This is a genomic window from Streptomyces gardneri (genome assembly GCF_006539185.1).
Lineage (GTDB): Bacteria > Actinomycetota > Actinomycetes > Streptomycetales > Streptomycetaceae > Streptomyces > Streptomyces gardneri.
The window spans coordinates 1-13,499 of record NZ_BJMN01000097.1; the positions used below are offsets into that span (position 1 = coordinate 1).

Annotated in this window: 11 protein-coding genes and 1 pseudogene; 4 read left to right on the forward strand and 8 right to left on the reverse strand. The window is 69.1% G+C overall.

Going from position 1 to position 13,499, the window contains the following annotated elements; genetic code table 11:
* Positions 1 to 98: 98 nt before the first annotated feature.
* Positions 99 to 1,145, reverse strand: coding sequence for a hypothetical protein (locus SGA01_RS39965; RefSeq protein ID WP_141303272.1), 1,047 nt, complete (start codon positions 1,143 to 1,145; stop codon positions 99 to 101).
* Between the two features lie 293 nt (positions 1,146 to 1,438).
* On the opposite strand from SGA01_RS39965, the gene SGA01_RS39970 reads away from it, so the two are divergent.
* The 3 genes from SGA01_RS39970 to SGA01_RS39980 all read left to right on the forward strand — a co-directional run bounded on the left by SGA01_RS39970 (position 1,439) and on the right by SGA01_RS39980 (position 3,006).
* Positions 1,439 to 1,666 (forward strand): hypothetical protein, encoded by a 228-nt coding sequence (locus SGA01_RS39970; protein ID WP_141303274.1) that lies wholly within the window; start codon positions 1,439 to 1,441, stop codon positions 1,664 to 1,666.
* 96 nt (positions 1,667 to 1,762) lie between these two features.
* A complete protein-coding gene (locus SGA01_RS39975) occupies positions 1,763 to 2,296 on the forward strand; it encodes a GNAT family N-acetyltransferase (protein ID WP_141303276.1) in 534 nt (177 codons plus the stop codon).
* Positions 2,297 to 2,442: 146 nt separating this feature from the next.
* Entirely contained in the window at positions 2,443 to 3,006 is a 564-nt protein-coding gene (locus SGA01_RS39980) for a GNAT family N-acetyltransferase (protein ID WP_141303278.1), read from the forward strand.
* 100 nt (positions 3,007 to 3,106) lie between these two features.
* Here SGA01_RS39980 and SGA01_RS39985 read toward each other — a convergent pair whose 3' ends face one another.
* The 4 genes and pseudogenes from SGA01_RS39985 to SGA01_RS40010 all read right to left on the reverse strand — a co-directional run bounded on the left by SGA01_RS39985 (position 3,107) and on the right by SGA01_RS40010 (position 7,671).
* Positions 3,107 to 3,844: a VOC family protein gene (locus SGA01_RS39985; RefSeq protein ID WP_141303280.1), complete on the reverse strand. Its 738-nt coding sequence runs from the start codon at positions 3,842 to 3,844 to the stop codon at positions 3,107 to 3,109.
* A gap of 622 nt (positions 3,845 to 4,466) precedes the next feature.
* Positions 4,467 to 4,936 (reverse strand): annotated as a pseudogene (locus tag SGA01_RS39995) (transposase); the annotation flags it as partial.
* A gap of 134 nt (positions 4,937 to 5,070) precedes the next feature.
* The gene (locus tag SGA01_RS40000) at positions 5,071 to 5,595 is read right to left on the reverse strand and encodes an NUDIX domain-containing protein (protein ID WP_141303282.1); all 525 of its coding nucleotides are present in this window, start codon (positions 5,593 to 5,595) and stop codon (positions 5,071 to 5,073) included.
* A gap of 600 nt (positions 5,596 to 6,195) precedes the next feature.
* Positions 6,196 to 7,671 carry a NaeI family type II restriction endonuclease gene (locus tag SGA01_RS40010; RefSeq protein WP_141303284.1) on the reverse strand — a complete coding sequence of 492 codons (1,476 nt, stop codon included), beginning with the start codon at positions 7,669 to 7,671 and terminating at the stop codon, positions 6,196 to 6,198.
* A gap of 614 nt (positions 7,672 to 8,285) precedes the next feature.
* Here SGA01_RS40010 and SGA01_RS40015 point away from each other — a divergent pair.
* Positions 8,286 to 9,182: a squalene/phytoene synthase family protein gene (locus tag SGA01_RS40015; protein WP_141303286.1), complete on the forward strand. Its 897-nt coding sequence runs from the start codon at positions 8,286 to 8,288 to the stop codon at positions 9,180 to 9,182.
* A gap of 19 nt (positions 9,183 to 9,201) precedes the next feature.
* On the opposite strand, the gene SGA01_RS40020 is transcribed toward SGA01_RS40015, so the two are convergent.
* Genes SGA01_RS40020 through SGA01_RS40030 form a run of 3 tightly spaced genes read right to left on the reverse strand, consistent with a single transcriptional unit; the run spans position 9,202 to position 13,189 of the window.
* Complete coding sequence (locus tag SGA01_RS40020; RefSeq protein WP_141303288.1) at positions 9,202 to 9,741, reverse strand: hypothetical protein; 540 nt, start codon at positions 9,739 to 9,741, stop codon at positions 9,202 to 9,204.
* Complete coding sequence (locus SGA01_RS40025) at positions 9,738 to 10,973, reverse strand: McrC family protein (protein WP_141303290.1); 1,236 nt, start codon at positions 10,971 to 10,973, stop codon at positions 9,738 to 9,740. Before SGA01_RS40025 ends, SGA01_RS40020 begins: the two co-directional genes overlap by 4 nt.
* Positions 10,970 to 13,189 carry an McrB family protein gene (locus SGA01_RS40030; protein ID WP_141303292.1) on the reverse strand — a complete coding sequence of 740 codons (2,220 nt, stop codon included), beginning with the start codon at positions 13,187 to 13,189 and terminating at the stop codon, positions 10,970 to 10,972. Before SGA01_RS40030 ends, SGA01_RS40025 begins: the two co-directional genes overlap by 4 nt.
* Between the last annotated feature and the right edge of the window lie 310 nt (positions 13,190 to 13,499).

Consider the following 13,499-nt stretch of genomic DNA (forward strand, 5'->3'; position numbering starts at 1 on the left):
CATTCGTTCTTGACTGCGGCCGGAGGCGCTGGCGTCCGTGAGCGAGGCCGCAGTGCTGAAGCTGCGGCCTCGCTCACGGGTGCCTGGGTGTCGCGGCGCTAGCCGATGGTGAGGAAGGTGTGCCAGTCGTCCTCGTCGCGGCCGCTGGCGTCGCCGAGCCATTGCGTGGTGCCGCCGCGCATCAGGTACTGGTGTCCGATCGGGTTCACGGCCCAGAAGTCGGGGACGCCGTCGCCGTTGGCGTCCGGTGTGCCCAGCACCATGGGGATGGCCGCCCGTCCCCAGCCGGTCGTCGCGTAGGTGTTGTCCTGGGCGCCCTCGGACGCGGACGCCGTGGCCAGGGAATTGAGATCGGCCCCACCGCTCGGACCGGGCTTCCCCTTCCGCAGCGCCAGTGTGCGGTTCAGGTCGGCGTTGTCACGGAAGAGCAGGTCAGGGACCTCGTCTCCGGAGATGTCGCGGACTCCGACGATGTCCTTGGCGGTCCAGCCGGTCGCCGACATCAGCTTTGCTGCCTCCCGTGTATCCGGTGAAGGCCCAGAAGGCGTCTCCGGCACGCGCAAAGGCGTCCGGCAGGCCGTCGCCGGTGGCGTCCTCGGTGGTGACGATCTGGGTGAGGGTGGCAGGGTCCCGAGCGCCTGCCGGGAGCAGGATCTCCAGGCGGCGGGCATGTCGAAGCGGCCGGCGCCGTCGCCGGGGTAGACGTACAGCTTGCCGTCGGGCATGCGGGCGATCAGGTCGGTGATGCCATCGCCGGGGAACCAGTCGGTGGAGTGGCTGATCAGTGCCGGCTTGCCGGAGGCGTCCTTCCAGTAGCCGCCGGCAACGGGCTTGTCGCCGTCCACGGCGCCGGGCAGCCAGGCGTCGGTGTCACCGGTCGCGTCGCCCGCGTACGTGCGGAGGTTGCCGGCGCCGTCGATGGCGAGGATGTCGGGGAAGCCGTCGCCGGTCACGTCACCCGGCTTGTCCACGCCGGGTCGGGGGCGTACGTAGAAGAGGTACGTGGTCGGGGCGGAGATGTTCCCGGCTTTGTTGACGGTCCGCACGTAGAGGACGTTGGGGCCGGCGATGTCGACCTTGAGGTTGATCGATCCCAGGGCGAGCTCGGTGTTCCAGACCCAGGTCTTCTGGTCGTAGCTCCACACCTCGCCGTCCGGACCGGGCGCGGGGAAGTGTACGGAGCGGACCGCGGGGCTGGCCGGGGCCGTGTAGTCGACGGTTCGGGTTCGCCGACGCCTACCTGCTCGGTGTGCCCGGCGACTGCTTGCTGATCCGAGTGCTATTCCGCTGCTGACCGCCCGAGGGCTTTGCACAGGGCATCCAGCGCGCGTCTGCTCTCCGGGCGGGTGCTCTCCGCAGGCGACTGCATCCTTGGGACTAGTGCGTTCTCGGCCCTGCGGAGGACGACCTCGCGGCACCGCCGCGAGAGGGTTGATCCGTGCGAACAACCATTGGATACACCGTCGAAAGCATCGGCTACGTCGTAGGAGCCCAGGGGCTCGTCAGCTTCGCCTCGCAGACCTTCTTCGGCACGGAGTGGGGCTGGATGCACAAGGTCGTCGACCTTCCGTCCACCGCTTACCTCGGCGTCGTCGCCGTGGGGCTGACACTCGTCGCCTGCGGGGTGAAGACACGGAAGACGCCCCAGCGCCACAAGGTCGCCTGACCGGCGCGCTAGCCGTACGAGAACACCCCCAAAGCCGGGTGATCTTCCCTGGGGCAGTTGCGTGGTGACGTGGCCAGGGCATCGGTATGATCTTGCATGACCTATGTGATCACTGCCGCTCATCCTGACGACGCGGCGGCTTTGGGGCCCTTGCACCTGCAGAACTGGCTGCGAAACTACCTCAACGCAGATGCAGGGATCGATGAGGCCTGGATCCGCGAGCACCGCGGTTCGTCCGCCACCGCGGAAGGTATCGCGGAGTGGCGGGAGTTCATCGAGGCGGCAAACCAGCAATACCCTGCCTCGCACTTCTGCCGTGTCGTTCGGTCCAAGACGGAGATCGTCGGCTATCTCTGCGGCCACCAGGAACAAGAATCGATAACCCTCGGACCGATGTATTTGCTGGACCAAGCCCAGGGGCACGGACTCGGTGGCCACATGATGACCGAGTTCCTCACCTGGGCAGGATCTGCACGTATCCGCCTGGGAGTCGTCGACAACAACGAACGGGCGATCCGGTTCTACCAACGCCACGGCTTTGAGATCGCGGGCGAGAGCTACCTCTGGCGCGGGAAACTGCCCACACTGCCGATGACCCGCGAGGCTCCATCAGCCGCCGAGGGCAACTGAGCACAGGCCCAAGACCCTCTCGGTGTGCGGTGATGCCGCCGGCCCTGTGGAGTCGAAGCGGCTGGCGAAGGGCGCCGCGAGCGCCGGCGACAGTGTCGGGGAAAAGCCGTTGATCGGCCCTGCCTGCCTCGGACATCATCCCCTCCGTGGACACTTACCTGGAGACCGAGCGCCTGACCCTGCGCCGTTTCACGGCCGGCGACGCGGACCTGCTCATCGAGCTGGACAGCGACCCGGCGGTGATGCGCTACCTGAGCGGGGGCGAGGCGACCGCCCCGGAGATCATCCGCGAACGCCACCTGCCGTACATCATCGCCGGTTACGAGAAGTGGGACGGCGATCTTGGCCTTTTCGCCGCGTACGAGAGGGACGGTGGCGCGTTCATCGGCTGGTTCTGCCTGCGTCCCAAGGCGGATGGCCCGCGGGACGAGGCCGAACTCGGTTACCGGCTGCGGCAGGCGTCCTGGGGCGTGGGGTATGCCACCGAGGTCTCGCAGGGTCTGCTGCGCAAGGGGTTCGCCGAGCTCGGGGTGCGCATGGTCTGGGCCGAGACGATGACCGTGAACCGCGGTTCGCGCAATGTCATGGAGAAGCTGTCGATGAGGCTCGTGGACACCATCCCCACTCCTCCCGACATGGAGACGATCGAGGGTTCCGAGCACGGGGGCGTGCGGTACGAGATCACCAAGGAGCAGTGGGAGCAGCGTTGACCTTCTCCCCGGCGTTCACGCTGGGGACATCGCCGTCCAGCTCGTCATCCCCCCGGCTTTCGGGGCAGGACCGGCCGTCCAGGGTGGCGGTGGCTCAGGGTCAGCAAGGGGTGAGGAGGCAGAACTCGTTGCCCTCCGGATCGGCCAGAACCGTCCAGGAGATCGCGGACTGGTCGATACCGGGGTCGGTGGCGCCCAGGGAGCGCAGTCGGGCTTCCTCTGCTGCCAGGTCGTCACCGGGGTAGGGGCGGATGTCGAGGTGGACGCGGTTCCACACGCTCTTGGTGTCGGGCGTGCGGAGGAACTCCAGGTAGGGGCCGACGCCCTTGGCGGAACGCATGGTCGCGTGGCCGTCAGTGACCTCGTGGACCGTCCAGTCCATCGCTTCCCCCCAGAACCGGGCCATCCCTCGCGGGTCGGTGCAGTCGACCACGACGGCGGCGATCGGCCCGGTGTCCTGGTAGATCGGACGGGGCTCCAGGACGCAGAACTCATTGCCCTCCGGGTCGGCCATGACCATCCAGGGGACATCACCCTGGCCCACGTCGGCGAGCGTCGCGCCGAGGTCCTTCAGACGACTGACCAGCTCCGCCTGGTGGGCCGTCGAGGTGGTGGCGAGATCAAGGTGCACCCGGTTCTTCACTGTCTTGGGTTCCGGGCGGGCGATGATGTCGATGCAGACGGCCGTGGGGTCGGGGTAGGCGAAGCCCACGGGTTCGAGGTTGGTCACGCCGGGCCCCTCGCTGTCGACACCCCAACCGAGTGCCTCCGCCCAGAACCTGCCGAGCGCGGAGTCGTCCCGGGCCTTCATGTTGATCTGCACCAGTCTTGTCGCCATGCCTCAGATCCTAGAAGCGGGTGTCGCATCGCGCGGCATGGGGCGCGGCCGGCTCACGTAGTGGGGCCGGTTCGTGCGCTGCCGCTGCCTGCTGCGCGCCGCCTTGCCGTGGAGAACGCCTGTGTGACGGTCATCGGCCTCGCGCCGTCGACTGCCGCGGCAATGAACGCGTCGCGTCCGTGCGGCGTTGCTCCGTTGGCTGTTGTGTGTGGCGCCAAAGTCAGACCAGGGCGCCGCCGCCGTCTATCGCAAGCGTGGTGCCGGTGACGTAGGCGTTGGTCAAGACGAAGAGATACGCCGCGGCTTCCTCGGCGGTGCCGACACGTCCGGTGAGCAGCTCGGACCCGGCGTCCTGGAGGAAAGCATCCGGGTCCGGGAGGCCCGCATCCGCTGTTCAGCGACCTACCGGAGGTCATCCACCTCCCCGCAGTTGGGTCGCCGCCGGGGGCCTTCCGCACGCAGGTCAAGGCGGCACTGGTCGATCCGGCGCAGAAGCCACGGAAGCCGCGGAAGCCACCAACCCTCGGCCCGTCGCAGCCACTACCGGCAGCGGCTCTCCGCCCCCTCCAGCGCGTAGATGGCAACGTCACACCGGAGTGCTAGGGCCTGTTTGGAGTCGTGATCACTTGGCGGGGCCGAGGCTGCGCATCCAGATGATGGATCCGCGCAGTTGAAGCCCCGCCATGTAGCTCTCGGGTGTCTTGTCGTAGCGGGTTGCCAGGCCTCGCCATGCCTTGATCTTGCTGATGCAGCGCTCCACGGTGCTGCGGTCCTTGTACTGTTCGGCGTCGTGCGAGACCGGTCGCCCGCCGGCGCTGCCGCGCTTCTTTCGGTTCTCGGCCTGGTCGGCCTTCTCCGGGATCACCGCCTTGATACCGCGTCTGCGCAGGTAGGCACGATTGCCGCGCGACGAGTACGCCTTATCGGTGGCCACCGCGGCCTGGTCCGCGGACGACCGACGGGCCCACGCACCTTGCCCTCTTCAAGCACGGCGACGAACCGTGGGCTCTCAGCGGCCTGCCTGGGCGTGAGCACGAAGGCCAACGGGCGACAGTGCCGGTCCGCCGCAAGATGGACCTTGCTGGTCAGCCCGCAAGAACGGCCCGATCAACTCCCACTCGCTGTCGCTCAGTTCCCGTCGCGTCACAGCAGCGTTCTACCAGCGTCCGAACCGGCCGCGGCCCGAAGTCCGCAAGACGACATCACAGAAACAGGCACGGCCACACTCACCAGGCAGAGGAACCCGATCTCAGAAGCTTCACGTACTGTCGGACGCGCAGCACGTCATCGGGGAAGCAACTCTCCCAGCCCTGGTCCAGCCGCATCCAGGCCGCGTGCTGCCCGTCCTCCGCGATCAGCGGCTGTTCCGGGTCGCCGATCGCGGCATAGGAGAGGGACAGCGTCTCCGGCAAACCCGGGCCGAACGACCGCACCGCCACCGCGGCGGGCCGCTCCAACAACCGTGGCCGCAGCCCAGTCTCCTCGGCCAGTTCCCGGGCCGCGCCATCACGCGGACACTCTCCGGGCTCAACCTTGCCACCTGGCGGGACGAGACCGCGCCACGGATGCCTGACCAGCACGATCTGCTCCAGGGCTGTATCCAGGACCCACACCTCGGCACCCAACGGCTCCACGGCGCCAACCAGCGCAGAGCGCAACCAGGCCCTGGCCCGGTCGAACTCCAGCGTCGCGCTCCCGGCGTCAGCGACGGCAGCATCAAGCGGACGCTGCTCAAACACACTACGGATCATTGCGAAAGGCTATAGACCGCCACCGACACCACCGGGCTGCAGCGGTGGGCCGCAGCAATGGCCGTCGCCGCGGCGGCCGCGCACACCGCCACGCCACATCGAACAATCTCCGACACCGATCACAACTCCAGACAGGCCCCAGTCGACCAGACCTCAGGCATGGATGTCGCCGGCCCAGTCGAAAATGGTGCGTGGCGCCGGGACGTGGCTGGTACAGAGACCGGCCGGTGGCTCCGTAGCGCCCCAGGCCGGTCTCGAGAGCGGCCCCGGCGCTGATGCGGTCGGGGCTCCAGCCGGTGATGTCGAGCAGAAGGCCGTCGAGGGGGCCTCCTGTCAGTTCGGTGTAGGCGCGGCCCGGCTGCGGACCGGGGTGGGGGTCGTCGTGCTCCTGGCCGTAGACCCTGCCGCGCATCAGCTCCTCGTCGTGATCCATGACCATAGGTTCACATCCCCCACTGACACTCGGTCCGCACCATACGGCAGGGCCTGCGTGGAGCGCTGATCGCGTGAGGGAAAGAAGGGAACCGAGCGGAAGCCCCGCCTACGGCCACGGGACCGTGACCGTGCGCTCCAGCTTGGTGCCCTTCGCGTGGGCGGTGGTCAGGGGGTGAAGGGGGACGGGATCTCCTCGACCGGATCGTCGGGGCCGGCAACGGTCCACGGCTCGCCGGCCAGGAGGATGTGCGGGACGTCGCCCTGGTGAGGACGCAAGCGGGTGAGCCTCTGGCTGATCCATTCCTCGCCGCTTGGCGCAGGTAGGCCCAGACCTCGTGCGAGCGCGGATTCCCTGCCGCCCAGTACGACGATTCCGCTGCGGCGGAGCTCACGTTGGGCGTCTCTGATCCGTCTCGGATAGTCCGACGTCATGGCGACGGTGGCGACGGTGGCGCGGCTGATTATCCGTCCTTGCACGAGACCGAACAGAGTGTGCGTGCGGGCGGCGCTTCCTCGGCCTGGCTCGGTGGCGAAGATCTGGGCTCTGAGCTGTTCCGGGAGGTGCAGGAGGGTGTTCTCCGGGAGAGGAGTATCCCGGAGGATCCAGGTGATGGCTTGCCGCCCCGCTACGGAGAGCGTCCGCTTGAAGTCGCGGTTGGCTGCTCTGCTGACGTGCTCGGGGCCTATCCGCAGGACCCCCAGGCTGAAGGTGGAGGCATGGTCGTCGGCCGACACCAGCAGGCAGACTCGGCCGATCTGTCCGGGCGTGACAGTCCAGGTGGTGCCTGCGGTGAACTTCAGCGTCACGTCCTGGCCGGCGATGAGTGCATCCGACTCGTCGCCTGGCTGGAAGCCCCACGCTCTCAGCAGCGTGAGGGTGGCCCTGGAGCCGAGGAACGACTTCTCGGCCTTTCCGAGGGTGGCGGGATCGAACCGCCCCGTCCGCGGGCCGTCGAGCACGCTGTCGAACGCGTCGCGCAGGGCTGTCCCTGTCACCGTCCGCAGATGCGGCATGGCGCGCAGCGCATCGGCCACGGCGGACGCGTCGGCGGGGCTGGGGCCGCTTGCGGAGCCGGTGGCAGAAGCAGCGTTGCCCGGGGTGGTGTGGCCGTCTGCGGCGGTTCCCGTGCTCGCCTTGCGCTCGGTGGCCGGTCTGCCCTCCGGGGGTGGGGCGGCGGGCTGACGTGAGGCCTTGGCGAGCTGCTCCTTCAGGGACTGGACCTCTTTGTCCCTGCGTGCCAGGCGGGCTTCCAGGAGCTTGACCTTCTTGTCCAGGCTCTGGTTCCGGCGCAGCGTCTCAAGCAGTTCTCGCTCCGCCGGGACGGCGTGGGTGCCTGGGGTGGAGCCGCGCTGTTCCTGTGGCTGGGTGGTCGTGGGGGCGGCCCGGTTGTCCGACAGGTGCTTCTGCACCTGTTCGTTCAGAGCTTCCTGGTCTTGAGCCGGGGCGACGGCCGCGATGATCGCGTAGATGAGCCAGGGATTGTTCCGGAGTCCCCTGCCTCGCAGTCGTTCGGAGAGCACGTGGTACGACGGTGGACGAGGGCCGCTCTCGTGCTCCTCCAGCAGGCGTTGACGCACGCCTTTCAGCCGGATTCCGCTGAGGTCGATGAGTCCCCGGAGGAGCGAGACGATCTCGCGCATCGGCTCACTGAGCTCGGGGTCCGGCTCCGACCACTGGCCGCCTCGTCTGCGACGCTCCATCGTGTCGGCCTCCAGTGATTCGATCCAAACAGTAAGGCATTCAATCTACTTGATCAGAGGATCGAACTTCCCGACCTCCGACTGCTCCTCCACTGTGGTTGCTCCCACCAGGAATCCCCACGTGAGAAGGGAAGTTGATGCGTCAGCGGACCGCGGCCCTGTGCTCGCTCTCGCTTGTCATCGCCGTACCTGCCGGTCTGATCGCGCTTGGTCTGCCCTCCGATCAAGTCATCGCGCTGGCTTCTGCCTCCGCTGTGCTCTACTCCGCCTGGCGCCAAGGGGGCGCAGGCCAGCCGTCGTCCCGCGACACCCCGAGCGCGCACGATGGCGGTTACGGCCGTTCGGAGGGCGAGCGCCGACCGGAGAGCGGACCCGGTACGGAGAGCGGACCCCGTACGGAGAGCGGGCGCCGAACGGAAGGCCCTCCCGAGCATCGACCGGAGGAGGTCGGATAGGGCGGCGAGGGCCGAAGGGCGCCCCGTGCGGCGTGGGGCGCCCCCGGCATTCGCCGACCGGGCCCGTAGGCTCGCAGCCGACGACGACAGGAGATCGGCATGTGGAAGCGGGCCTTGGACCGGGCCGGGATCAAGGAGCCGCGGCTACGGCGGGACTACACCGAGCAGCGGCACGCGGTGCGGAAGTTCGCGACGGCCGAGTACGCGGCCGCGCGGCTGCTGCTCCCCGCCGCGCTGGTGCCGCACGTAATGGCCGCCGTCGCGTTCATGCACGACACCGACGACCGGATCGACCGCGGGACACCCGACGAACGCGCGGCCGCACTCACGCAGTGGGGCGGCCTCGTACACAAGGCCTTCGCCGAAGGCGACTCCGGGCTGCCTGTGTTGCGTTGCCTGGTGCGTACCGCCGAGCGCCACCCGGACGTGCGGGGCTACGTGGAGGAGTTCCTTCAGGGCTGCGAGCGTGAGGTCACGTGGCGGACCATCGCGGACGAGGACGAACTGGAGCAGTACGTACGGGAGTACTCGCTGCCCGCGCTGATGCTCACCGCCTGCCTCCTCGCGCCCGTAGACGCCGGGGCACGGACCGTGTTCACCGGCGGCTGCCACCAGCTCATCCGTGCCATGCAGCGCTTCGACTTCCTCGAGGACCTGTCCGAGGACGTACGCGCGGGCCGGTCGGGCGTGCCCGCCGACGCGGTCGCGCGCCACGGCGCGGATCTCACCCGGCCCGGCGCGGCGCTGGGCCGGCTCGTCGCAGAGCAGGCGGACCTGGCCGGCACCGACCTGATCGCGGCTGCCTGCCTGACAGACGTGGTGGAACCCTCGTACCGGCCCTTTATCCAGGCCCTCATCGGCGTCCAGCGTCTCCGCCTCGACGCGGTACGCCGCGCGGGCGCGTCCGTCGCGACACGGAGCTCCGGTCCCCCGGCGCCGGCGGCCGCCGTACTGCTGCTGCGGCAGACGGCGGCACGAGCCCGACGAACCCGATAGGCCCCACGGGCCGGGGTGCTCAGGTGTCCATGGATCGGGCGAAGTCGGCGAGCGTGTGGAAGTCGTTCTCCAGAAGGCCGACCCGAGGGTTGACGTGGTGCAGCAGCCCGGACCCGTGGTGGTGGCTGGTCACGTACACCTGATCCAGCTCGCTCTGTTCGTCGTCGACCCAGGCGAAAGGGCGGCCGTCGGCATACTCCACCAGCGGGCCGGTCTTCCAATGGACCCCGTCAGGGCGCTCCTGGAGCAGGACGTCGCCGAAGTCGACGAAGGGAAGTTCCGGAAGGCCGAGCACCGGTGCGATCCACCGGTTGGCGTCGTCCATCCAGGTGGTGGCCCAGCACAGCTCGAAATGGAGCCGGAGCAGGAGTCGGCCGTGTTCCGGGTTGAGCCAGACCCTCAGGGGGCGCCGCCTGGACGAGAGGCCCCTGCCCTCCTCATGGGCCCGGTTGTCCAGGGGCACTCTGAGCGTGGTGTAACCGTCGGGGCGTCTCTCCGGCTTGGCCGCATAAGGGTTGAGCGGCCCGTCCACGTCGAGGAACAGCAGTGGTCGGTTCACAGTTTCCCCCGGTCTTGCTCACTGTCGACTGCCGCTGTTCTGGCGGCCAGGGCGGCCAAGGTGGCCATCTGCGCCAGGAGTCCGGCGGGTGAGTCGTTCAGATTCAGGGCGTGGGCGGTGATCGTGACGGGTGAGTTGCGGATCAGGTGGTCGGTGGGGGCCTGGCCCGGGGTGGTGGCCGCGTAGACGAGGTGGCCGTGGGGGATGCCCAGGGCGGTGCAGTAGGCCAGGAGTTGGTAGAGGTGGTCCACGGGCGGGGCCGTGACCTTGAGGAACGTGTACTTCGCGTCCATCACCGAGATCGGGCGGCCCCCGCGGTACAGGACCAGGTCGGGGCGGAAGGGGGCCTTGCCCGCCTCGTCCAGGCGGTGGACGTCCTGGGGCGCGCAGTGGATGCCCTGGCGGGCCAGGACCTCGCCGAGCGTCACCGTAACGAAGCGTTCGAAGACCCTTGCCAGGTCCAGCAGGAAGCCGTCCGACAAGGTCGGTGCGCCTCCCTCCGGCCGTATCGAGCGGCCGGACAGCAGCAGTTCGGCCAGCCGGAGGACCGGGGCATAGCGGGAGTTCAGTCGCGTCGGGGTCCAGGAGGGGTGGGGTTCGCCGGGGTGGGGGCGGCGGACGCCGTGGAGGCGGTCGGCGAGGTGGCGGAGGGTCAGGCGGGTCGGCCGGGGGACGTCCGGCAGGTGGGCGGCCAGATGCAGGGCGGCCAGCAGGATGCGGTTCTCGGGGATGTCCGGAGTGTGGTCGTCGTACCGGACCGATATCGGCAGCGGCAGGCCGGTCCGGCGGAGCTGGTCCGTGGTGCGGATGCGGCCCCTGATCAGGGGGAGCTCGTCCGCGACCTCGCGGTAGCCGTGCAGGACGCCGCCCTCCAGGGTGCGGCGGGCGGTGCGGGCCAGCAGGTCGGCGAGAGCGGGGAGGAGCTCGTCCGCGGTGGCCGCGGTGACCGGCTCCGGGTGCCAGGGGTCGGTGGGGGCGTAAGAGAGGAGGAAGAGGAGGTCCCTGATGCCGAGTTTGGGGCGCAGCCGGAGATGGATCGCCCCGCCTGATCGCGTACGCAGTCGGACGAGGCCCACCTTCTGGTTGCCGCGCACGTTCCAGCGCCCGCCCGGTGCTGGGGTCAGCTTTACCAAGTCCGGCACCGCGACCAGGGCCGCGACCTGGTCGCCGGTCAGCTCGTACGGGGTACCGGGGCCGATCTCCCGGACGGTGAGGGTGAGGTCGGTGCTCACGATTCGACAGCCGGGAACGGGGAGCCGGCAGGCGGGTCCGGCGGCGCGACGGCTGCGCGCAGGGAGTCCAGGCCGTACTCCGCCTCGACGTCGACCCCCGTACCGTGGAGCTGGTCCTCCAGGAGCGGCAGGATCTGGGTGCGCCAGATGAGGTCCAGGCCCCCGGGGCGGGCCGCGCCGGGCTTCATCAGGTACGACGGGCCGATCGCGCGGTCGGCGTCGCCGAGGCGGGAGTTGAGCTCGTCCAGCAGCCGGGCGGCGGTGTCCGGCAGGCCGCGGGCGTGCAACCAGCGGGCCAGCAGACCCTGCACCGGCGGCTTCTCAGGGGAGAGCCGACGGAAGGCGAAGCGGCGTCGCATCGCCGCGTCGACCAGCGCGATCGAGCGGTCCGCGGTGTTCATCGTGCCGATGAGGAAGAGATTGCCGGGCAGATGGAACGGGTCGTGCGGGCTGTACAGGGTGGTGACGGGTTCCTCGCGGTACTCCAGCAGGAAGTACAGCTCGCCGAAGACCTTCGCCAGGTTGGCCCGGTTGATCTCGTCGATGATCAGGACGTACGGGTTCGCCGGGTCCTTCCGCGCCCGCTCGGCCAGCAGTTTGAACGGGCCCGGCAGCACATCGAACACGACCGAGCCGCCGTCGCCGCGCACGGGCCGGAAGCCCTCGAAGAAGTCCTCGTAGGTGTAGGAGGGGTGGAACTGGATCAGCTCCATCCGGTCCGGGCCCGCCAGATGTCTGGCCAGCGCACGGGCGACGTGGGTCTTTCCGGTGCCGGGCGGTCCGTGCAGCACCAGCTGGAGCTGGTCCTGAAGCTGTTCGGCGGTCTGCCGCAGCCACTCCAGCGGCAGGAGCAGTTCGTCCGCCAGCTCCTGGGTGACCGGGGGTAGTTCGAGGGGCTTGGTGACGTCGACGTCCGCGAGTTCCTCGGCGACCACGGCCTCCAGGCCCGCGCGTTCCGCCAGCTCGGCCGCCACGCTGCTGATGTCGTACACCGTCGGCGGCAAGGGCAGCCGTGCCTGAACCTTCTCGGGCAGGTCGGCCCGGACGAGGGGGCGTTCCGCGGTGGCCCAGCGCACCGGGAGGCGGCGAGCGTTGTCGAGGCCCTCGGAGGGGTCGTACGTCGGTGGGCCCTGGACGGTACCGACGTGCACCTCGTCCGGGGTGACGGTGACGACCAGATCGCCCGGCTGCATGACGGTCAGGAAGACATGGAGCTGGTAGGCGGCTGCCGCGCGCATCTGGGCGGTGGCCTCGGGCACGGCCTCGGCGACCGCCTGCCGGACCTGCTGTTTGGTGGCGCCGGCGGGGATCTCCGGGGCCTCCCGCCAGGAGACCGAGCAGTAGCCCTGGTCGAGCCAGGCCGGGATGAAGTCGTGCCCGTCCACATTGTGGCCGCGGACCAGCCAGCCGCGCTGCTCGTGCTGCACGGCGCCCTTGCGCCAGCGGCCGACCCAGGGCTCGTCGTAGAAGTCGACGGGCTGGCCGGTCTGGGCCTCCAGCGTTCTGCTGAGCGTCAGCAGGTCCTTGTCGTCGTTGGCGGTGGGGTCGGGGAGCTCTTCCGCGAACGCCTTGAGGATCTCGTGTTTGTGGTGGGCACTGGCGATGGGCTGGAACCAGTCCGGGAAGAGCGTGAAGAGGAGGACGTGGATCTGGGCGCGGCCCTTCTTGTGGCCGATCGAGTCCTGTATGTCGAAGCAGAGGGTCCGGAACCGCCAGGGGTCGTCGAGAAGTTCCTCCCGCTCCGGGCCCTCCGTGCCGGCCAGCCGCTCCACGAGGAGGACCAGGATCTGGAACTGCGCCCAGCGGTAGTTGAGGAATCCCTGCCCACCGTGGAGGAAGCCCTTCAGAGCCGGCTTCAGGTCCGGGTGCACGTCCATGGGGCGGTCGGCCCACGACAGCACCTCGCCGAGGATCTCGAGCTTCTTCGGAAGGCCGATCTGTTCGGGAACCAGCGGGGCCATGTTCACGAAGAGCAGTTCGGCGGCGAGGGCGATCGTCTCGTCGGGGGCGCCGGTGAGCTGTCGGCGCAGCTTGACCAGGAAGGTGTCCGACGATTCGTCGGGCTGGTCGACGAATCGGGCGCGCAGCTCGGAGGCGGTCGCGTCGGTCCAGGCGGCCAGTTCCGGCTGCAGCGCGGACTTCCCGCTCAGCAACCCGCCACGAAAGACCCGTTGCACCGCCGCCGCGACCTCGGCGCCGTCCGGCCGTCTCGCCACAGTTCCACCCGCCCCTCGTGCATGTCGAAGTGCCCACCCTAGTGAGGGGAGCCGGACACGCGTCACGAGGAGGGCGGCCCGTTCTCGCTGTCTCCGTTCGAGCGTCCGAAGAACCCGAGCTCGGCTCGTGCCACAGGCCGCGCTGTGACCAGGCTGCCCTCCGGCCCCTGGTCACGCAGAGCGTTCACCCTCACTTCATTGCTACGCGAGACTGCAACTCGTTGCGTTAGTCCGCATAATGGTTGCAATGAAATCTCGGTACTGACCTGCTGTAATGGGGATTTGCAGCGAAGAAGTTGTTGCTGGGACC

Coding starts and splice junctions, on each gene's coding strand:
- SGA01_RS39975 (WP_141303276.1), top strand. CDS start 1,763: ATGACCTATGTGATCACTGCCGCTCATCCTGACGACGCGGCGGCTTTG.
- SGA01_RS39985 (WP_141303280.1), bottom strand. CDS start 3,844: ATGGCGACAAGACTGGTGCAGATCAACATGAAGGCCCGGGACGACTCC.
- SGA01_RS40000 (WP_141303282.1), bottom strand. CDS start 5,595: ATGATCCGTAGTGTGTTTGAGCAGCGTCCGCTTGATGCTGCCGTCGCT.
- SGA01_RS40010 (WP_141303284.1), bottom strand. CDS start 7,671: ATGCGCGAGATCGTCTCGCTCCTCCGGGGACTCATCGACCTCAGCGGA.
- SGA01_RS40015 (WP_141303286.1), top strand. CDS start 8,286: ATGTGGAAGCGGGCCTTGGACCGGGCCGGGATCAAGGAGCCGCGGCTA.